This is a genomic window from Cupriavidus sp. 22TCCZM01-5 (genome assembly GCF_057798915.1).
This window is the reverse complement of the sequence record NZ_JBYOJR010000012.1, coordinates 79,667-99,549: the sequence shown is the minus strand read 5'-3', so window position 1 is coordinate 99,549 and position 19,883 is coordinate 79,667. Positions and strand designations below refer to the sequence as shown.

13 protein-coding genes and 4 pseudogenes are annotated in these 19,883 nt (G+C 56.7%); 5 read left to right on the top strand and 12 right to left on the bottom strand.

Annotated features, from left to right (window positions below; translation table 11 throughout):
- Window positions 1-3: 3 nt before the first annotated feature.
- Genes AC3FNH_RS14060 through AC3FNH_RS14050 form a run of 3 tightly spaced genes read right to left on the bottom strand, consistent with a single transcriptional unit; the run spans window position 4 to window position 5,722 of the window.
- Window positions 4-1,056 carry a hypothetical protein gene (locus AC3FNH_RS14060; protein ID WP_488720463.1) on the bottom strand — a complete coding sequence of 351 codons (1,053 nt, stop codon included), beginning with the start codon at window positions 1,054-1,056 and terminating at the stop codon, window positions 4-6.
- Window positions 1,046-2,968: an AAA family ATPase gene (locus tag AC3FNH_RS14055; RefSeq protein ID WP_488720462.1), complete on the bottom strand. Its 1,923-nt coding sequence runs from the start codon at window positions 2,966-2,968 to the stop codon at window positions 1,046-1,048. The genes AC3FNH_RS14060 and AC3FNH_RS14055 overlap by 11 nt, the downstream gene beginning before the upstream one ends.
- 3 nt (window positions 2,969-2,971) lie before the next feature.
- The gene (locus AC3FNH_RS14050; protein WP_488720461.1) at window positions 2,972-5,722 is read right to left on the bottom strand and encodes a DNA methyltransferase; all 2,751 of its coding nucleotides are present in this window, start codon (window positions 5,720-5,722) and stop codon (window positions 2,972-2,974) included.
- A 220-nt stretch (window positions 5,723-5,942) separates the two neighbouring features.
- Between AC3FNH_RS14050 and AC3FNH_RS14045 the strand changes: the two are divergent.
- Both AC3FNH_RS14045 and AC3FNH_RS14040 read left to right on the top strand, forming a co-directional pair.
- Window positions 5,943-6,185, top strand: a pseudogene (locus tag AC3FNH_RS14045) (transposase); the annotation flags it as partial.
- A 68-nt stretch (window positions 6,186-6,253) separates the two neighbouring features.
- Window positions 6,254-6,409 (top strand): annotated as a pseudogene (locus tag AC3FNH_RS14040) (IS630 family transposase); the annotation flags it as partial.
- 6 nt (window positions 6,410-6,415) lie between these two features.
- Here the strand turns inward: AC3FNH_RS14040 and AC3FNH_RS14035 are convergent.
- From AC3FNH_RS14035 to AC3FNH_RS14020, 4 genes are all read right to left on the bottom strand, one after another.
- The gene (locus AC3FNH_RS14035; RefSeq protein WP_488720460.1) at window positions 6,416-10,147 is read right to left on the bottom strand and encodes a DUF6079 family protein; all 3,732 of its coding nucleotides are present in this window, start codon (window positions 10,145-10,147) and stop codon (window positions 6,416-6,418) included.
- The gene (brxF, locus tag AC3FNH_RS14030; RefSeq protein ID WP_488720459.1) at window positions 10,144-10,659 is read right to left on the bottom strand and encodes a BREX-3 system P-loop-containing protein BrxF; all 516 of its coding nucleotides are present in this window, start codon (window positions 10,657-10,659) and stop codon (window positions 10,144-10,146) included. Before brxF ends, AC3FNH_RS14035 begins: the two co-directional genes overlap by 4 nt.
- A 9-nt stretch (window positions 10,660-10,668) precedes the next feature.
- Window positions 10,669-11,220 carry a helix-turn-helix domain-containing protein gene (locus AC3FNH_RS14025; protein ID WP_488720458.1) on the bottom strand — a complete coding sequence of 184 codons (552 nt, stop codon included), beginning with the start codon at window positions 11,218-11,220 and terminating at the stop codon, window positions 10,669-10,671.
- A 193-nt stretch (window positions 11,221-11,413) separates the two neighbouring features.
- On the bottom strand, window positions 11,414-11,977 hold the full coding sequence (locus AC3FNH_RS14020) for a hypothetical protein (protein ID WP_488720457.1): 564 nt from the start codon (window positions 11,975-11,977) through the stop codon (window positions 11,414-11,416).
- 236 nt (window positions 11,978-12,213) lie between these two features.
- Here AC3FNH_RS14020 and AC3FNH_RS14015 point away from each other — a divergent pair.
- Window positions 12,214-12,533: pseudogene (locus AC3FNH_RS14015) on the top strand (recombinase family protein); the annotation flags it as partial.
- A 356-nt stretch (window positions 12,534-12,889) separates the two neighbouring features.
- Here the strand turns inward: AC3FNH_RS14015 and AC3FNH_RS14010 are convergent.
- The gene (locus AC3FNH_RS14010) at window positions 12,890-13,489 is read right to left on the bottom strand and encodes a hypothetical protein (RefSeq protein ID WP_488720456.1); all 600 of its coding nucleotides are present in this window, start codon (window positions 13,487-13,489) and stop codon (window positions 12,890-12,892) included.
- A gap of 163 nt (window positions 13,490-13,652) precedes the next feature.
- On the opposite strand from AC3FNH_RS14010, the pseudogene AC3FNH_RS14005 reads away from it, so the two are divergent.
- A pseudogene (locus AC3FNH_RS14005) lies at window positions 13,653-13,988 on the top strand (transposase); the annotation flags it as partial.
- A 172-nt stretch (window positions 13,989-14,160) separates the two neighbouring features.
- Here the strand turns inward: AC3FNH_RS14005 and AC3FNH_RS14000 are convergent.
- The 4 genes from AC3FNH_RS14000 to AC3FNH_RS13985 form a co-directional block, all read right to left on the bottom strand.
- A complete protein-coding gene (locus tag AC3FNH_RS14000; RefSeq protein WP_488720455.1) occupies window positions 14,161-16,068 on the bottom strand; it encodes a DUF927 domain-containing protein in 1,908 nt (635 codons plus the stop codon).
- A 113-nt stretch (window positions 16,069-16,181) separates the two neighbouring features.
- A complete protein-coding gene (locus AC3FNH_RS13995; protein ID WP_488720454.1) occupies window positions 16,182-16,817 on the bottom strand; it encodes a hypothetical protein in 636 nt (211 codons plus the stop codon).
- A complete protein-coding gene (locus AC3FNH_RS13990) occupies window positions 16,814-17,026 on the bottom strand; it encodes a DNA-binding protein (protein WP_488720453.1) in 213 nt (70 codons plus the stop codon). The genes AC3FNH_RS13995 and AC3FNH_RS13990 overlap by 4 nt, the downstream gene beginning before the upstream one ends.
- Before the next feature lie 187 nt (window positions 17,027-17,213).
- Window positions 17,214-17,951, bottom strand: coding sequence for a hypothetical protein (locus AC3FNH_RS13985; RefSeq protein WP_488720452.1), 738 nt, complete (start codon window positions 17,949-17,951; stop codon window positions 17,214-17,216).
- Window positions 17,952-18,269: 318 nt separating this feature from the next.
- On the opposite strand from AC3FNH_RS13985, the gene AC3FNH_RS13980 reads away from it, so the two are divergent.
- Window positions 18,270-19,474, top strand: a protein-coding gene (locus AC3FNH_RS13980) for an IS3 family transposase (RefSeq protein WP_488720501.1) whose coding sequence is annotated in 2 segments (ribosomal slippage) — window positions 18,270-18,588 and window positions 18,588-19,474 — 1,206 coding nt in all. Because the reading frame shifts where the segments join, the coding sequence is not laid out codon by codon here.
- Window positions 19,475-19,883 lie beyond the last annotated feature (409 nt).

The following is a 19,883-nucleotide window of genomic DNA, read 5'->3' as shown; positions in this document are numbered from 1 at the left end:
GCATTATCCCGGAATTGAAAAATCATTGTGATAAACCACCGACGCCAACTCGACTGTCCCGTCAGCACATTCCCAGTAATGGAGGTGAAACTCCCTGTCGATATCGCGACGCTGCGCCTTATCGGAGCCTCTCATTCTTTGCGGATCATTCCCTCCAGGCCCCGTTCGAAGAGCGTGTACCGCTGAAAAATTCTGTCCTTTGATGGTCTCTACGATTGATCGGAGAATTTTTGGAGGCAAAGAATCCCCTTGGTCAGCACAAACTTGTTGGCACAACTCCCGAAATTCTGACCCTATGTTTGGAACAATCACGCTGCCCCAGTCAGGGGTATCGCCTTGTGTGATAGCGTACTTGAACAAGGCAACCCGAACGGCAAGCTCAATTCCAAGGTTGTCAGACGCGTCGACTAATATTGCCGACTCATTGAGACATTCGATCAGCCCGCGAAAATCATCACAGACCAACACATCGCCCTCAAAGACTTCCGGCGGGCACGGCAAAACAGGAATATCGTCTCTGGCATGTTCAAGATCGTGAATCTGGGCTCCTACTTGGATCACCTGTTTTGGTGCCTCCCTCAATATGAGCGAATGGCCGCCAAGAGGTTGGGAGCAGTGCTTTCGCAGAATTGCAATCAAGACAACGCATCGAGCGAGATCAGATTGGAGACCATTGTATGTCGTAAGCCGGATAATATCGGGATCTGTTTTAAGCTGATCCAACAACACATCTTTGATCCGATAGTAAGTTTCGAATGAGGGCGTAAGCGACAGTAGTCTTTCCGCGACCGTAGCGATGTCATTCACGCTGTATTCGACGATTCCATGTCTATTGAAGAGCTCGCGGAGGTGGTTTCTTAGTGGGAAGAGATCATCATCAATCAAAGCTTCTGAAGCCCTCTCGCTCATGTAAATGGCGACCCATGGCTCATCAAGCAACTTGCTCCAATCCAGTAGTGTGTCCACAAACTGGAAAGCATCATCCTTGGTGCAATCAACGCAAGGAGCCGCGAGCACGCCTGCGTCAATTGTTACGCTAGGCAGGCTATGCATCATTATTCCTCCGGCTGGCTTTCCGTTTCATCGCCGCAGCTCTCAGGATTTCTTCGGCCTGCTGTTGGGACTGGTCAAAGAACCCTTCCGGCCAGTCTGAAATGGCCCCATACTCGTTAATCACCACCTCACGGAAAGAAGAACCCTGTGATGGCTTTTCCACGAAGTAAATTTTGGCCTGACTGTTTAGCTCCTTCTCGGGTGATGCCGCTGCAATTCGGAAACGGAGCCGATCAATAAAATATTCGCTGTGGGTCTCAACAATGCACTGCTTATTGCACAACGCCATCGAAAGGAAGAAATCGCCCAGCAAGGTCTGAACCTTAGGATGTAAATGCAACTCCGGCTGCTCAAAAACCAGAGTGGAGTCCATGTCGGCCAGAAGACACATAACGAGAATCGGTAATACTTGACTGACGCCTACGCCCACATGTGTGAGGTCGTGAGTGCTACCCGAATTAGAAAGTCCTACCTTCAATTCATGACCCAACTTCCCCTGGTCCCGGCTTTCTACTGAGCTGGCCACACCCAGATATTGGAGCCAATCGATAACCGCAGCTTCGAGTGTTCGGGTAACTGTTCTGCGATCGATTACAGGATCTTTGAAATTTGCAGATGGGATGTACCGGATCTTCTTGTTCTTGTGCAATTCAAGAATGGAAGCCGTGTGTTCACCGCGTAATCCTACGTCATGTGGGTCGGCCGCTGGTGAGAGGGGGTAGAGCGGCTTGGGAGCATCCCTCAATGGCCCGAGGTATTTCAAAGACGAGGCAAAGAAATTGTCCAAATACCACGTGGCCTCTGTTATTAAGCGAGGTGGTCTAAGTTCGACAAAGGCATGCGTCTCCGACTTCTCCGCTATTGACGCCTTCATAGCCGCATGAATGCGGTCAAAAAGGTCCTCACGCTCACGAAGTGCCTGCTGCACTTTCAGACGCTCTTCGCGTGGCAGGCCACGTAGTCGTTCATGCCATGCGCTGAATGTGAGCGTCTCGGACTCGGGACCAAACAGTGACTCCTGCCGATACTTGTCGTTTAAGATCTGGTCGAAATCGATTGTTCGTTCCAGGAGTTCGCGCAAAACCGCAATGATCTCCTCGGAAAGAAGAATCTCCCTTCCCATGCTGCGCCGGAAACCCATGGCGCGACGCCCATCCTCCTGGAGTGCCATCGTGATGGCGTTCGCATCCTCTTCAATGGTATCGATGGCGTATATGACTCTCTCTGGAAGGAAGTGTCTTAGCATGCAGCCGATAGGCTTGGCGGAGCGAAAGTCCTCCTTGACTTCGGTCATGGAGCTCTCGTCTAGTTCAACAGCGTAGGCCAAGCTGGCACGTAGCTGATCGTCGATTTCGCTTACGCCATCAGCTCCTTCAATCTCGGAAATGGCCTTGCTGGAGTGGTGAATGGAGATGTTTGCTTTCTGATCAACGTTATCCTCGTCCCTGGATAAGCAGGACAACTGCGTGGCAAAAAGCCGAGGTTGAATTTGAAACAGATCACGCTGAGAGCTCGATGGATCAGCGTCGAAAGAGATCTCACAAGCGATTTCCTGAAGCTGATTGGAACGCGACCCATAGTAAATAGCACCACGAGGAGCGAATTGGGACCGCCTCGGGATTGCGGCCTCCCGATCCGGCAACGGTCGACATGTGCATTTGATGGTAATTTGATCCGACTCTCCACCGTTGGACTTGAGGTCATCAAACTGGCCCAGACTGGTGAGCGCTCCATTTAATACGACAGATCGTGAGCCGACTTTGTGCGCCAAAGTCTGTGCAACGAGGAGAACTGACTGGATAAAAGTGCTCTTACCACTGCTGTTCGCTCCGGCAAAGATCGTAAGCGGGCCAAAATCCAGTTCGGTTGCTTCGCGTATCGATTTGAAGTTGAAGACCTTCCATTTTGTAATCATGAGCTATTCCCCTCCCATCCGTGTAATGGCCTGGTCGTACCACATGAGCAGTTTGGGATCGTCTTCCAGGACGTTGCTGGGAATCTTGTCCGCCACGCCGACGATGACGGCGTAGTCGCGGTCCTGCCAGGCTTTCTTGAATCCAGCACGGACAGCTTCCAGGCGGAAAATCTTGAGCTTCTTCTTGGCGGCTTTGTATTCCTCGAACTCCTTGAGCAGCGCCTTTTCGCGCAGCTTCTCAAGGTCACCGGCCTTGTTGGGATCGGGCACATACCAACGGTCTCGGGCCTTGGCGACCAGAGCCGGATCATCCTTGGGTAGGTTGCGCAGCTCTTTCCAGTTAGTGGAGAGATAGGCGTGAATCTGCTCCGGTACTGGGCCTTTTCCGTTATAGCAAAGAAAATTTTGCTCCAGAAGGGTGGAAAGTTCGAGGAGTTTTTCTGATTTGCTCCAACCCCCTATCTCTTTCATGAACTGCGGATGGATCTCCTGAAAGGTCTGCGGCCTCTGACGAATTAACTCTCTTAGCCATTGGCGAGCAGACGCCTCATCAGATACGAAAAGCGTAAATTGCTCCACGCCCTGGACCATGAGACGTTTCTTGTCATATTCAGCAGCCTGCTCTGGTAGAAAGTACATGCCGTCTCGCTCAGAAAATCGCTGCTCAAGTCCCGCATAAAATTCCGATGCCGACAATGGCACAGTTACGCCGCGCTGAACATGAAATGCAACCATACGGTCATACAAGAGATACTCTTTACGCTCCGAGATGAACTCAGACTTTCCCCGTTGCTCAACAAAAGTTGGCAAGTTACCAAGATGAAGTCTAACAAACTCCCAAACACCACCTTCAGTGCCCGCCGACAATCTAAAGCTATTCTCTAGATCTTCATTTGCCTTATAAGCAGTTACTATGAGGTCTTGCTTCACTGTATAGCCAGAATCTTGATGAATTGTTCCGTGCTTCTTGTCGAGCGAACGAACATCTGCAACAACGAATCCCGCCTTGAACAAGGCTTCCTGCATTGCGTTCCAAACAGCGTTGAGAGAATTGTGAAATTCGAGAGTGATCCAACGGCCAGGCTTTAGAACTCTATAGAACTCAGAAAAACATTCTTCCATGAGGGCACCGTAATCGAGAATCCCTTTGCCCGTGTGCTCATTAACAATGGCCTCATCGCCAGTTGCAGTCCTTACCCCTAACCATGTTTCATAAATTAAATTCAAATCAGAGTAAATAATGTTTTTCCCAAACGGCGGGTCAACAAAAATATAGTCGACGGATGCATCCCCTAGGATCAGTTTGGTCGAACTACTGGTTTGCATGCATGCATCCCTACCCAGGCGGCACTCCCAAGCCTTGACTTGTTTTTTAAGCGTTTGCCTCCATTTTGCGAAAACATTCACCTCGCATTGCAGCTCTGGAACAAAAAGTGAATTTGATAAGGGGCCGCACGTTGTCCCTTCTGGGTGATGTCGATCGATTAAATATCGATTCCTTTTGTTCGCGTGACCATCAACAAAGCCAGTTAGAATGAATAGCATTTCATTCTTGAACTTTGACCGCATGCAGGCATTCCGCAGAACTGTCAAAGCCAAGAGATTTCTACTTGTGTAGAGATGATGCGTATGAGTGTATCCCTTTAGATGATTTCCATCCTTAACATGTCTCCATGTATGTTCCATTGGTAACGTCGGAGCACCTATTTTGCGCAGCAGGTCTTCTGCCCGTTTTTGAACTTCGTCATCAATGTTGGTTGATGTTCTTTTGAAGATCTTACTACCGAATTTGTATTGGATAAACTTTGGCTTCTGTTTTGGCTGGCTGATGATATTTCCAGACAAAACGTCTACCTTCGCCTCCATTTGCCTAGGCAATTCACTTCTTTTTAAAGTGGCTCCACATGATGGACAGGAAAATTCTTTCCTAAGGATTTTATTTTCCCGATCCACTACTGCTTCGTAGGCATCTATTTCGGCCGCACACTCTGTGCACAAAAAGAAGTCTGTCCATACAACATAATCTACAGCTCCTTGTTGACTACTATTCGCATGCGGCGTTGCGTAAAGCCATCCAAACTCTTTCTCAACATCACCTATTAATTTAGTTGCCTCTCGGACTATTGCGATGGCATGTTCCTGGCTTAGCAATCCCCTTGTAATAAAGGGGCCAATGGGAGCCAAATCATTGGTCACGCACTTTCTAGGGATATAATCCGTGGGGTATTTAATATTTGATTGCATTTGCGACTCCCGATTTACCAATTGAGTCGCAATAGAAGTCATCCCGGTTCCAGAAAAACCGTCAAATACAATATCGCCCGGTTCGGTGTAATGAGATATGTACTTTGCTATGGCTTTAGGTGGCACCTTGGTATGATAGGAGTGCGCGTTGTAGATTGGGTCGTTTTTCCCCTCGCTCACGTCGGCCGCAAAAGGCTCCCGGTGATAATGGTAACCCTCGGGATGTTCGGGCTTTTGGGCCTCCCACTCGGCGATGAAGTCGGCGATCCAGGGGTTCGGGCAGGCGGTGTAGTACGGCGGATCGCTCAGGTTCAGAATGTCCTCGTCGCTGCCGATCGGAAAGCCTTCAATCTTGCGGAACTCCGGGGACTGCAGAGTCTTGCGCAATTCCTCTGTGAAGTGGGCGCGGCGGGCCTCGTCGTTTTCAAAGATCATGCCGAGGCAAATCACCGGGCCGGATGGCTTCTGCGGCTCCTCAAACAGCGAGTCGAACAATGTGTTTTCTTTCATCTTCATAATCCTTGCTGGCGTCTTATTCTCAGTTTGGTCACTTGGCGGGCGACCAAGCTCGGCGGAGTTGGTCACTCGCCTAGCCCACCGAATCATTGAAATTGGCTGCATCGTGCTTCGGCATGCAAAGAACGATGCTGAGGAGCGAACAACATACAGAACTGGAGGCCATCATGCGCAAGCGCCACGGCAATGCGGCCCTTACACGACGCGCGCGCTGCTCTCGCCGGGACAGGCAGAAACTCACAGCTTCGAATACAAGCGCAATAGCACGCTCAGCCTGTTCGCCGCGCTGAACACTGCGACGGGTGAAGTCCTTGGTAAAACGGCCGCCCGCCACACCAGCGAGCAGTTTGTCGGCTTCCTCGAAAAGGTGGTCGCCAGCCAGCCCAGTGGCCGCCAGATCCATGTCATCTGCGATAACGTCAGCAGCCACAAAACCGATCTGGTGCAAGCGTTCCTGACCAGGATACGGGCGAAACAGTTCTCGACCTGGTTCAGCCATGATGAATACGTCGGGGTGTAGTCCATCGCAACGTGATCAGCCGCGGTGTCATCACTTCGGGCAAAGACCTCGATAAGAAGTTCATGCGCTCTATCCGTCAGTACAACAAAGACCCCAAGCCATTGAAATGGATTTACGCCGATCCCACACGGCGTATCACCGCCGATTCTTCTGAGGACTAGTGACTCTCATTCCATGACGATCCGCACCTTGGCCGGGTCCTTGCCCTTGGTGAGCCGATCGATGTACTCCTCAAAGCGTTTCTTCATCTCGGCCGGACTGGCCGGCCCGTCGGTGACTTGCAGGGCCTGTTGCAGCTCCTGCGCCTTGACGGTGACCTTGACCAGACCGGAGAGAACCTCCTTCAGGGCGTGGACGACATTGCTGTCCAGCGGCACCGGCAGTTCCTTCGATTTGATGAAGGCCTCCAGCGGTTTGCAGTCCTCGATCTTTAACAGGTCCATGTTGGCCTGAGTGATCGGGTCCTCCAGGTTGCTGAGGATGGTGGAGGTCCAGGCCGCCACCATGGCGTCGAGCTGGTCATCCATCTGATCGATCATCTGCGAGCCTGCCGCCTCACCGGTTTCCACAGAAGGCCGGTATCCACAATGCGGACAGATTGGTGAGGCGTCGAGGTTTTGCTCGGTCAGGGCAAAGCAGCTCTTCAGTCCAGCCAGTCGGTTCTGGTAATCGGTGAGCTGCTGCCGGGGCATCAGGTCGATTCCGGCGAGTTTCAGCAAAGTTTGCAGGCGCTGTCCATTGAGCAGGCCCGCCTTGCGTTTGTCGTCGTTCACGCCCAGCCGAGCCTTGGTATGGAGGTCGAAGTAAGCAGTGGTGTAGTCCCTTTTGAGCTTCTGTAGTTTTCCGCCGATGCTCTGGGATTGGGTGACCAGCTTGATCTGGTCAGCCTGCTTAAGTGCATCCAGAACGTCCTGCCGCGCGGCCTTCATGCGATCCACCCAGTCATGGTCGGCAGGCAGCACCGCTTCGGCGGTGGTGAGCCAGGACGCCGTCGGGCCGTGGTCCATAATGAACTCGCGTAGGGCGTCCAGCTCATCAAGAGCCTTGACGGCTTTTTCGTGGGCCAGAACCTCAGGAGCGCTATAGCGGAAATTTTTGAGTTTGCCCGGCAAGGAATAGGCCTGGAGCGATTCAAAAAAGCCCTTGGCTTCGTCCAGTCTGCTGACCTGGCTCGCCAGATCGGCGCCCGCGAGCAGATCCAGCCCCCAGAACGAAAGCCCTTCGCGCAGGGTCTGCTGCGTCGTGACGATGCGTTTGACGATCTTGCCCACCGCCTGCTGCAGGTTTTGCACTGGCTCGTCCTTGCCCTGGGTGACGAGCTGGGCCATGCCTGGCGTCATGCCGAGCAGTTCAAACAGCGCCTTGAGCGCGGGCAGGTTCCATTCCTTGGGCTGCTCCAGGTGTTTGAAGCGGACCAACTCGTCCATGCCGGTCGCGGCAAGCTGCTGAAGTCCGGTGGCGTCGAATTTCTTTCCTGGGATGGAGAGCACGATGTCGCCGGAATAGACCAGCGCCGCGACCAGGACGGTCACCCATTCCGGCTCGAGCCGCGAACCGCCCGGGTTCAGGTATTCGAGCCCATGGTCGTCCTGGATGATCTCGCTACGGTTGACTACCTGGCCGTGGCCCTTTGCCTTTACGGCATCGAGGATGAACTGAGTGTATTTCGACTTGTAAGGGTCTATCTTCTCGCCGTCGAGCAGCTCCAGGGCGTCCAGCACGGCAGTGGCCTGCTTGGTGCGGTTCTGTCCGGCGATGGCCCGCAGGGCGTCCTGCGCGGCCTGGGCGCGGTTGTTGCCGGTGATCAGAACCGTGAAGAATGGATAGTCCGGGGCCTGGTTCTCGAAGTTTGGAGCCAGACAGACACCAGCAATAGTGTTCACCAGGTCGCGGAAGTTGATGGATTCGTGTGGCGACAGGCCGGACAGGTCGCGGATGGATTTTCCCTTAGCCCATTCGGTCATGAACTTTGCGCGACCCTGGTAGGTGACCTCGAAGGCATCGCTCATGTGCTTCTGCAGCCACTGAACTAGCTTTTTCAGAAAGCCGTTGGCCTTTGATTCATAGGTGGCCTTGGCATGGCCCGAAGAGGTGGCTGCAAGGTCTAGGGCGGCAGCGTAGCTTTTCAGCGCGGCCTGGAATTCCTCGTCAGCGCCTTTCAAGCGGAAGAAGACCTCATCATTGACCTTGTCGTCCTTGAAACGGGGAGGATCATTGGGCTGGATGAAGTAAAGGTAGAAGTCCCGCTGCGGCACGGCGGTGGAGCGCTCGTTGGGAGCGCCGAAAAAAAGGTAGCCGGTGCGAGCAGCCTTGTGCTCCTGCCAGACCAGCTCGTGCTGCCAGATCTTGTAGCCGGTCACGTATGTGGCGTCCTGGCATTCCATGACGCGCTTGAGCGCCTCATAGTAGAAGCGGTCGAGCTGAGCCTGACCCAGGCTTTCAGCCCTCTTGTCGATCAGGGCGTCGAAGTCGTCGGTCTTCTTCAGGTCGAGGTAGAACTGGCCGTTGTCGGCATTGAAGGAAATGAACTGGCCGCTAACAGTTTTGTGAATCTCGCGCAGGACCGTCTCCACATGGGTCTGCAGGTCTTTGTCGGGCTCGTCACTGCCCAGCTCGGCGATCAGCGGATCGAACAGGCAGAGGCTGTCGCGCAGCTCCTCGGCGGATGCGCCCATGGGAGCATAAATGTCGCCGGTGGTGAGGCGGTGAACAGACAGCGCATGAATCAGGCGCAGTGCCATCGGCTTGTATTGCTTGCGGGTGATGGCATTCTCGATGCGGGATTCCAGAACCTGGCTGCAATCGATGACCGCCCGGATTTCGGGAATGGCGCGGAAGGAAGCGTTCTGCTTGAGCGTGTTCCAGTAGTTGTCGAAGGCGATGAGGCCGGGTTCATCCTGCGGCACGTCCTTGCCCAGAATAGCCTTCATGCCCATGGACAGCGTCTTGAGTACCTCGCGCTTTTCCACCACGGTGACCCGCTCGAAGGTGTCGATGTAATCGGGATGCACCGGGAAGAGCCGGACAAATTCGTCCATGCGCTCGTTGAGCCCACCGTAGTATTTGGCAAAGGGCACCAGGTAGTCGCGGATCTTAGCCTGTTGCTCCGCGGTCTTCTTGAGTAGTCGCTCGGCCACCACGAATTTGACGTCGCTGCGGGCAATGAGGATCTGCTCGAAGCGGTCCTTCACTCGCCGGATGCTGTCGGCGACAAAGGCGAAGCGCGGGCTATCAAAAATGGCTTCCTGAACACCGGCCATGAACCGGAAGCGCAGATCCTTGCAGACCTCGCCGACCTCGCGGAGAAAGTTGAGGTCGAGAATTAGCTCCTGATCCTTTCGGGTGCGCAGGTAGTCGAGCAGCTCATCGACCACCAGCAGAAGGCCGTGTTCGGGGAATGCCTCGCCGAACTTGGCCATCATGTCTTCGAAGGCCCGTTTATGGCTGGTGATGGTTCCCGCTTCGGGGAACACGTACTCCACGTCGAGTTTCTCCAGATTCTCTTCCAGTTCGGCCACCAGGATGTCGCGCAGCGACATGGTGGTGGCTCCGATCTCGGTACGAATGACCTTGAAACGCCCGGCAATCTGAGTAGCGGCGTCGCGGACACCGGAATGGTTCAGCCCTTCCAGCAGGGAGGCATCTGCGGCAAGACTGGAAACCACGGACATCAAGTGCGATTTACCGGTGCCATAGTTGCCGACCACCAGCAGTCCCTTGTTGTCGACTGGCTGGTCGAACTGCATTTGAGGGATGACAAGCTGTGTGAGCCGTTCCGCCATTTCTTCTGAAATGACATAGGTGCTCACCAAGTGATGCGCAGCGCTCGATTTGTCCGCGTCACGCAACTGAACGACTGACTCAATCGGGTCGAATTGGATAAGATCTCCGTATTTCATGCCTGTCCTGCCTCTCTGTTGTTTTTTGCCGCATCGACCGTGGCCGAGCCATCCATACCCACGATCAGCGCATCAACCGAGTCATAGCTACGGTACTCGGGATGGCCGGTTTCGGCGTATAAAAGCCTCCCGCCGCTAGAGGTCCCGTTCCATGAAGCCACCACGGTCCGGTTTCTCGAGATGACCTGCAGCAACCGCAAGGGATCCTGCTTGAGGTCCTTGTCGAAAAGGATCTCGAGGTTATCCAGCACCACCGGTGCTTGAGTTCTATCCGCGATCTGGTCGAGGATTCCCGGCAGCCGCAGTGACCGCTGCTTCGCTGTCAGCTCAAGCAGTTCGCTTGAAAGCGCCAGATTGACGTTGATGACAGATGTCCCGAACCGCACGGCGACATCCCGAAGAACGCCGGTCTTACCGGAACCGGTCTCACCCACCAGCAACACCAGGCGGTGATACAAGCCTTCGGCAGCTTGCAGGGATCGATTTATCTTGTCGTGTATCGGCTCGGCCATGGACGCTCCTTACTGCCCGGTGTCCGGCTTATCGGATTTGTCAGCCGCACCACCTGAGCGGACCCATGCGTCCACCTCATCTTGCTTGAACATCCAACGACGGCCGACGCGATGACCGGGCATGTCCCGTTGTTCGATCCACTTGTAGATCGTCTCGTTGCTTACATTCAGATATTTGCAAATGTCATCAACTGTTAGCCATCTCTCATCCATAGCCTTCGTCCTTCGTTCATCAATTTTTCGGTAAGAGCCCGAAGGTCTCCGGGAAACCCGAAATCCGGACACAGCGCCGCAAGTTGCACATAAATTACGTTGAAAGATTGCCAAAATCAAGGGTTTTGTGCCGAATAGTGCCAACTTCTCCAAAATAGAGCTGCTTGTCACTAGTGATCCGAACGCCGCTTTGAAGCATGTTCGTCGTGTAAGCAGCACAGGCGCGGTTGAGCCTTCTAAAGAAGCCACCATCACCCGCTGGTACATGCTGTGCCCGCCAAGGTCGAAGCCTTCCAGCCGGTCGAAGGCGGCAGATCGCGCATCGAATCGGTAAAGGTCACCAGCCATCAGGTCCCAGTCACTGACCGGGCAGTCGAAGCGCGGCTTGCGGATCTCCTGCTGCCTACGGATGTCGGCCAGCGGGTCGCCTGGACCCTGGGGCCAGGATCAGACCGCCCGGCACCTCGAGCGCCGGGAATCCGGCATGGAGATGGTAGAGCCTGCCCCAGACCACGGCCGGTTCAATGACTCGCCCCGGGGTCTAGATTGCTGCCTCGCCTTCGGATTCCGGCTCCAATGGTTCGAGCTCAGCCTTGTCGTTCGCCGGGCCCTTTCCTCGAAAGCCAAACCGGACCGCCTGCTGCTCGTCGCGCAGAATTGCGACGAATACCTCGACAGTATCGATAGCCCTATCGATCGTCCGCGTGTGCACTGTCCCGTCCGCTCGCTGGTACGTAACGCTGCGTGCGTACAGAGCCGCCAGCTTGACCGGTTTGGTGCCCTTCGCATTCTTGCCAACGAGGAACTCTCTCTGCCTGTTATAACAAGAAATACAGAGATGCTTGCCGATTAGCCTTGAAGCGACGCTATGGCACCGGCCACAGATCCTCAATCCGCGAAAGGGTGAGCAACTGGCACTGCCCTCGCCGGCGTGCAATGCACCGAGTTTGCATCCCTTGCAACAATGGCGCGCAAGATCTCGCTCGTGGTTCGCACGGCGCCAGTTGCTTGAGCAAGCCTCCACCGACAAGCTCGCCTTGAGGCGCTCGCACTCGAAGTGCTGGACGCCCGGCAGATACTCATTCTCGAAGTAGGTGACGTCCACTAGTGGGAATTGGGGTTGGGATTGACTCTTTACCAGTGTATCTGCACGACCTCGATAAAAGGCGCTCTGCCCACTAAGCCAGACGACAGGCTGACAGTATCAAACGCGAGTGAAGCGGCGAGGTACGAAACCGGACAGATATGGACATGGTGCGCCATTGTGTACGAAACTAGGCTTTCTCAACTTTCGTACACATATCATAATTGGTACGTCACTTTCGTACACAAGAGCCGAGCATGTCCCGCGTCTTCGCTTACTTCGCGTTTCCACCACCGACCAAACCACAGAGAACCAGCGCCGAGAGATTGAGCAGGCCAGGTTTGCGTTGATTCCTCGTCGCATCGTCGAGGAGGCCATCAGCGGATCCGTCGCCGCCTCGAAGCGCCCCGGGTTCACGCGCATGCTCGACCGCCTGAAGGCTGACGACGTGCTCGTGGTGACAAAGCGAGATCGCCTCGGCCGCAATGCGATGGATGTTCGAGCCACAGTCGAGGATCTCGCGAGAATCGGGGTGCGGGTCCACTGCCTCGCACTGGGAGGCGTCGACCTGAGCAGTACGTGAGCTACGGGCCGGGCGAACTCATCGAACGGCCCTAGATAGGCATTGCGCGGATTGACGGCCGCTCGATTAGCGACAATCGACCGCCACCGCCACAACCTCGCCGGGATCCAATGGCGTCGGATTGTCGTTGAACTGGCACCGGACGCCCGGCAAGCTGCATGCGCAGACCACAACCTCAGACTCGCCAGCACGCTCGGCGCCACAGTCGGAGCAGTGGTACACCAGCGCCTCGCCTGTACCCTCGCGGGCAAGGACACGGGCGTAGCACCTGCCGCAGCAATGGTCAATCAAGCTCCACAGATGACCCAGGTAGCCACCGACGCCATCATGGTCCATATCGCCCTCTATTGTCAGAAGCCACGCAACTCGGCCTCTGTGGAGACCCGGCGGAGCCGTTCTATTACACGGCGCTGTAGATCGGGCGACTCTGCCTCAAGCTCGGCGACGATCGCATCATAGAAATCCTGCATGCGACTCACGCTCCAGGCCGTCTCTGCGTGCTGAAGCGCAAGCCGGATCAGGTCGCAGCGCATGCGGTGAGCGTCTCTCAGCGCGAACGGCACCTTGACCTTCCGCCGCCCGTCGGCGCCGGTCATCGTCGCAAAATCGCGCAGCAGCCGCGCATCCTCGTCGAGCTCGTCGAGCATCCGCCAGAAGTCCAGGGCCCGGCGCGTGGCCGGCACCGCGTCCTCCTGCGTGATCAGAGCCTCCGGCGCGGCGATCTGCTCCCGCACCGTCGAAGCGAGCGCCGCCACGGCATCGCCGTCAGCTTTCCGCTGGCCCGCCATGTTGCCCACAGCCATCTGCCGCCAGCGGCCCCAGGTACCGTCCGGTACATCGGGGAATTGTTCGCGTGCGAGGCGGACGCCCTCCTGCGAGCCGTGCTCAGCGGTCAGCCGGCGGATCGTAGCAATTACCTCGTCGCGCAGGGGGTCAGGGGGTCGGGCCATTGGAGCTCCAGAATTCGCAATTGGGAGCTTCTAGTATCGATTCACGACTCCGACGGGATCACGCACGTTGCATTCTTCTTTTGAGAACTACAACGCCGCCCTAATCCCAGTGCTTCCTCCGGTTGAGACGGCATGCGCAAGCCTCGATAGCCCTCGATTCTGACGGCTCTACGGTGAAGGCGAATGGAAGGTGCGCAAGCATGGCTATTCCAGGCGCCGCACCCGGCGCATGGCACTTCGGGCGACGGACGCGAAGACCGGCCAGATATGCGCGGCTCTGATGACGCATCAGGACGTGGCTGATGTCGATGTATTGCCTGAACTGCTCGAACAGATCCCGAGCGACACGCCGATCGAAACCATCGGTGACGAGGGCGCATACGACACCAGGCAATGCCACGCGCGATGCAAAACCGTCGATTCCGCCGCGTGAGGAGCGATACCATGGCCACAGTGCACGACGCGCGGAGCGGTGCGGTCGTTGGGTTTGAGCGCGATGAGAAACCATCACTGTTTCTCAGAACGCCCCAACAAGACTTTCCCTATCGATCCAATTCCGACACTCACTCGCCCAGCTAGAACGCAACATCAAAGGGCAGTGGGCGGCCGCCCCCCAAGACTGTAGGTTCCTTCCGCGTCGCGTCCGATGTCAGCCTAGATATGGTGCGCCCTCAGAACATTTCCTCAGCGGCTGCAGCAGTTTTGTCCTCCTGCCCGCCAAGATTCTCGTCAAGAATTCTAGACCTAACAGCATAGAACGAGGCTCGAGTTGGCAACGCAGCGACCTTATGCTTGCTCTTTCGACGCTTAGTATCGTTCTTGAAAAGCAATCCTGCATTTTCAAGCGCAGATAATGCTGCCTCTTTCGCTGTATCGCCAATAGCTGCGCGCAAGCCCTCGTCAGTCAGCAGGAACAGTTCGCCGCTCGAAGATTTGGCTTTGTAACCCGCTACAGTTTGCGGAAGTCGCTCGACTTCATCCGCGCACGGAAACCGCCCAGGATTGCTCAATATGAAGCTGCGGAGGTTCCGCAACGCACGCCTGCCATCGTCCAGGTCCGGTACTGCAGTTCGCCAACTGTCCCACACAGCAGCCACAGCCGAGGCGACACGCTCCGCCGTGCAGGGCAGAATCCCGGCCTCAATCGCCAATTCACCGGCAATGCGAACGAGCGCAAATCTCTGTGCCGCGCGAGCGATTTCCGGTCGCTCGTGCATTGCCAGCTGCTGCCCATACCTGCTCTGCCTCGGCCTTATCCATTCATGGGCGGCCCGGTGTGTGCCGAACTCGTCGATCAACCAGGCCACGAACTCGCGACCGGCGACGCCATGACATTCCGCGCAAGCAAATTTCAAAGCGTCAATCCGCTCGCGGGCGTTTGCGACACCAGGAAACAGGCCGGTCTCCGGAAACGGGACATCCATGATTCGCAGCGCCTGGCCGCCTTTTTGATTCTGTCCGTTCTGTGCCATCAGTTCGGCAATGCCGATCTCCCCGCTACTTATAATGACCGTGCGCCATTCCCGTACCGCGCGCCGACTCGCGTCGGATCTCAAGCGCTCGGTCCCTCGCCCGCCAGCAAGCGCATAGACGGCTCGGCCGAGCTCTGCAGCGTTGCGGAACTGACCAAGTTCATCAATGCAGAGCGCAACATCGCTATGCTCCTCTGCGATTGCCTCAAGTCCATTGGAGGTGGAGTTCCAACGCCGCACAAATGCGCGCGAGTCTGAGCTAGGGTCGGAGCCGCGTCCCCATATGGACGCAGCCAATTGAAGCGCCGTCGTCTTGCCCCTCGAGGTGAGTCCCGCAAAGTTGAAGCCAAAGCTATCCGATGCCGCCGGCCGTACAAGCGCAGCGGAAACCCCTGCACACAGCGAGAACAGGGCCAGATCGCCGCCACAACTTGGAAGCGCAACTCGGGTCCGCCACTCTTCCAGCGTGCCCCCTGACGTACAAATTTCAGTCATCCGATTGAAGCTCACAGGCTGATAGGTTGCGTCCTTGGTACCCAGCACGACGTCCGGAAAGACAAACCGCATACGCTCGCCATCGGCCCAGCCCGTTTGCCGCATCGCCGTGATCCACGCACGCCTTGACGCGAGTGTGCGCGCAGCATCCAGATACGCGGCAAGTGCCTTCTCCTTTGAGGGGACGACTCGCACCCCGCGCTCCGCCAGCATTTTGGCAAGCTCAGCTGGCTCTCCATGCAGGCGGCCCGCCGGAATCGCGAGCTCGATACGTCGCCCATCCAGGGTCATGGCCGCCAATAGGAGGCCATAATCACCGCCGGCATCGCCTCGCGTGAGGGATCGCACGATCAGCGGCCCCACGATCGACTCCGGCTTCCCGCCGCCACGCGCTTCGACATCGGCTTTGCGCCGGATACCCTCAGCTGATAACACATAGTTTGCCGGGATATAGTCCCCGAAATTCCCATGCACCTGCCCTGCAGGTTTTCCGGGCTGTCCCACCTCGACCTCTTGACGCGGGACAGCCAGAAGCCTTGTCAACACCGAGTTTGTCTCGTCTGCCCCGCTTGTCCCGGTTGAATGGGGAGGCACCTCGGCGGCACCCGTCATTTCCCCCGATTCCGCGCGACCAACGTGCTGTTCGTAGGAGACTGAGTGTGGGGGGATGAACTCTGATTCTCCCGGTGTGGCGAGTGGCCGCCAAAATTTGTCGTCAGCGGCCCTCATTTGCTCACCTTCGCGACCGAATCTTCCTGCAAGATCGCGATCAGTTGCGCAGTATCTTCATTGAACCGTTCTACCCTTAGGAGGACATCTTTGCCCGAAACAAAATCGCCGCACCCTGGAGGCAGGAGCCCCTCACCGCCACGCTGAATCGGCAGCCTGACAAGGCTGAGACCAGCCACCGTTCGGAATCCGACCTCGATCTCTTTGACGAGATGCTGGTCGAGCGACCTGGCAATCGACGTTGGTCGCACGCTCTCGAGCACCGCGGGAATCAGTTCGCGCTTCGAGCCCAATGAGAGACCGAACAAGTATCGCTCCACATTCAGGCGCCAGCCGTCGCTTTCGGCGTAGGGTCGGCCACGCACTGCGATCAGCTGGGCTCCGGCAATCTTGCCGTCTGCACCTACGCACGAGGGGATCCATTCGCGAACATCATTCCAGCCCCGGCCCCAGGCCGATCCGGACCTTGCCGATGGGTCTAGGGCGTATTTCAGGCCATCACTGCCAATTGCGTGCGGTGCGTCATCCAAAATGAGCTCATCGATATGGACGCGGAACTTCATCGCTAGCCACGTGCGGAATTCTGCCTTCCACGTTTCCAAGTATGCTGCGCGGATCGAGGTAGCATTCATTTGAGGGCGCCTCCAGCAAGCAGAGCCTGCAGGTCCGACACGCGCCAGGCGAGACGACCGTTAATACGTACGGGGCGAATTGGCCCATTTTCCAGACATGCCCACTTCCGCAAGGTTTGGGGTTTGCGGTTGATAGCGGCCGCGGCCTCTTCCGTCGGAAGGACTTCGCGCAAGCTCGCTTTCCCGAGCAGTTGCACAGTTGCGCTCATGTGGTATCACCTTTCCCGCGACGTTCGCGGTGTTGAATTTAGGTGACACGAAATGTAGCGATGGCAAGGGTGCCCCCGGTGTTGCGCAACTGCGAGAGCCAGATCTGGGGCGGCTTCTGAGGCAGCGAACGCAACGATTCAAGGCAACAGTTTCGGCCAATGCCATGTCAGTCGGCGATAGGCATCCTCACGTTCGCCGCTTCGTTAAGCTTGGATAAGATGCGACTGGGAAAGGCGACGCGGACTTACGACCTAGGAATTTGCCCCTGGCTTCAGCGAGCTTCTTGCTGATCAGTTGGCGAGTGACCCCATATTGCTCCGCGAGCTTCGCTTGCGGCATGTCAGGCAGTCTCGAGCGTTCCAGTAGCGCCTTAAGGTCGGCGTCTGTCCACTTTGCGCCAACTTGTCTCACATTGGCTTGCGCAGATCGCGGAACGGCGGCTGTGGATGAAGTCGGTGAGGGTTCGGCACCCACTTCCAATTCGCGCAACATTTCTTGGTACTTCGCCCCGTGCGCTTGGATGTCATCCACCAGTCGATGGAACGCGGTCGGCAATGCATCGACCTCCGCTGGCGAAAGCCGAATCGCACTGCGAGGCACGGGCGTGAAGGTCCGATAGCGATGGCCGTGGGCGATCAACGCTTGCGGTAATGCCTCGCCTCCGATTTGAAGTAGATGCAGGAAATCGCTCGGCATAACGACTTCCATTAAGGTCGAGTACCCCGCCGGCATTGGCCACGCCACCCACTCGCCACCGACCAAGCGAACCACATCACAATCGGAACGGATGCACACCGTGACCGATTTCAGCCGAAGGTCCTCCAGGCGGGAAAGTACCGCATTTTCCGTCCATTTTTCGCCCGTTCGGTCCGTCAGGTACTCCGCAGCCTCACAAAGCGTGCTCCACTTGGCAAGCAACATCATCTCCCTCTCACAGCGCTCAAATTAGGGGCAAGACGAGAGGGGGCCTGCCGCTCCCTCCATTGGCGTAGACACGAGGTCAGGCTGTGGCGGCTACCCAGGCATTGTTGCCCACTCCAATTTCTGCTCGACGCTGCCAGCGTGAGCATCAAGACGCCAACCAGACCATGCACCGCTCTGCCGGCGCACCGCTGAACGCGCGATGCAGGCCATGCGGACTCTCATGTTGGAGCGGCCCCCTGAAACGCCGGACACAGTCCCCCACTTACAATAGCGGGTAGGCATACGACTGTGTTTATGACTAAAACGAAGCAGGAATTGGTGGAAGTGTTGACGGGGCCGGAGCGCCGGCGGCGGTGGTCGCCGGACGAGAAGCTTGCGATGGTGCGCGAGAGCTGCGAACCGGGCAAGACGGTATCGATGGTGGCGCGCCAGCATGGAGTCAATCCGAATCAGCTCTTCCACTGGCGCAAGCTGTACCAGGACGGCAGCCTATCTGCGGTCAGTGCCGGTGAGGAAGTCGTGCCGGCATCGGAGCTGAGCGACGCGCTCAAGCAAGTCCGTGAGCTACAGCGCCTGCTGGGCAAGAAGACCATGGAGAACGAGATTCTCCGTGAGGCAGTGGAGGTGATGAAGTCGCGAAAATGGATTGCGCGCTCACCCTCATTGCCGGGGGACGACCTGTGAAGCGGGTCTGCGAAGTTCTCGGTGTAGCGCGCTCAAATGTGGCAGAGAAGCTGGCTCGTTCTGCAGACTGGCGGGATGGGCGCGGTGCCAGGCAAACCGACGATGCGGGGTTGGTCGAGGAGATTCGCAATGCGGTCGCGCATCTGCCCAGCTACGGTTATCGCCGGGTCTGGGGCGTACTGCGCAGGGAACGAGAGCATCGTAGTGCGCCTCCGGTCAACGCGAAGCGCGTCTATCGGGTCATGCGAGTGTACGGCCTGCTGTTGCAACGCAGGGTGGCACCGCCACGCCCGCAGCGCAGGCATGAAGGTAAGGTCGCGGTAGCAAAGACAAACCAGCGGTGGTGCTCTGACGGCTTTGAATTCCGCTGCGACAACGGCGAGCCGCTGCGCGTGACGTTCGCCCTGGACTGCTGCGACCGCGAGGCGATGAGCTGGGCGGCGACAACCGGCGGGCATAGCGGTGACGTGGTCCGCGACGTGATGTTGGCCGCCGTTGAAAATCGCTTTGGAAACGCACTGAGGACGCCGATGGAAATTGAATGGCTGACCGATAATGGCTCGGGCTACACGGCAGACAAGACCAAGGCGTTTGCGTCGGCACTTGGCCTGAAGCCACTGACCACGCCGGTTTGCAGCCCGCAGAGCAACGGGATGGCCGAGAGCTTTGTGAAGACCATGAAGCGCGACTATGTCGCCTTCATGCCCAAGCCTGATGCCGAGACGGCAGTTCGCAATCTGGCCATTGCCTTTGAGCACTACAACGAGCAGCACCCCCATAGCGCCCTGAATTACCGCTCTCCGCGCGAATTCAGGCGTGCGATGGCCTTATCAACCTAAGGGTGTGACCGTGTCCGGGGACACGGGGGCAAATCCACATGTCGCAACCGGCTGGCTTATTGTCACAGCCGACGTACGTTAAGTTATTGATTTTTAAAAATTATATCAACCCGCATCAATAACAGGGAATTGAGGTGCCGACTCATTCTTAATGAGAAGGTTGGGGGTTCGATTCCAGTTCGATTCCTCTCTTCGGCACCAATCAAATCAAGCATTTAGCCCAGCCCACGCGGTTGGGCTTTGTTGTTTCTGGGCATCATGTAGCCACTGTGTAGCCAGTAGGACGAAGTCTTATGCGGCGCGGACTACACACAGCACGTTATCCCGCGAACGGAGCCGCCCGCTACCCAGTTTCCGGAGAGACAAGCAGAAAACGCGGGACAACCCTCAAACGCGGCGCACCTAGCGC

Coding starts and splice junctions, on each gene's coding strand:
- AC3FNH_RS14010 (WP_488720456.1), bottom strand. CDS start 13,489: ATGGCCCGACCCCCTGACCCCCTGCGCGACGAGGTAATTGCTACGATC.
- AC3FNH_RS14035 (WP_488720460.1), bottom strand. CDS start 10,147: ATGAAATACGGAGATCTTATCCAATTCGACCCGATTGAGTCAGTCGTT.
- AC3FNH_RS14055 (WP_488720462.1), bottom strand. CDS start 2,968: ATGATTACAAAATGGAAGGTCTTCAACTTCAAATCGATACGCGAAGCA.
- AC3FNH_RS14060 (WP_488720463.1), bottom strand. CDS start 1,056: ATGATGCATAGCCTGCCTAGCGTAACAATTGACGCAGGCGTGCTCGCG.
- AC3FNH_RS13990 (WP_488720453.1), bottom strand. CDS start 17,026: ATGAGCGCAACTGTGCAACTGCTCGGGAAAGCGAGCTTGCGCGAAGTC.
- AC3FNH_RS14050 (WP_488720461.1), bottom strand. CDS start 5,722: ATGAAAGAAAACACATTGTTCGACTCGCTGTTTGAGGAGCCGCAGAAG.
- AC3FNH_RS14025 (WP_488720458.1), bottom strand. CDS start 11,220: ATGGCTGGTGACCTTTACCGATTCGATGCGCGATCTGCCGCCTTCGAC.
- brxF (WP_488720459.1), bottom strand. CDS start 10,659: ATGGCCGAGCCGATACACGACAAGATAAATCGATCCCTGCAAGCTGCC.
- AC3FNH_RS14000 (WP_488720455.1), bottom strand. CDS start 16,068: ATGACGGGTGCCGCCGAGGTGCCTCCCCATTCAACCGGGACAAGCGGG.
- AC3FNH_RS13985 (WP_488720452.1), bottom strand. CDS start 17,951: ATGATGTTGCTTGCCAAGTGGAGCACGCTTTGTGAGGCTGCGGAGTAC.
- AC3FNH_RS13995 (WP_488720454.1), bottom strand. CDS start 16,817: ATGAATGCTACCTCGATCCGCGCAGCATACTTGGAAACGTGGAAGGCA.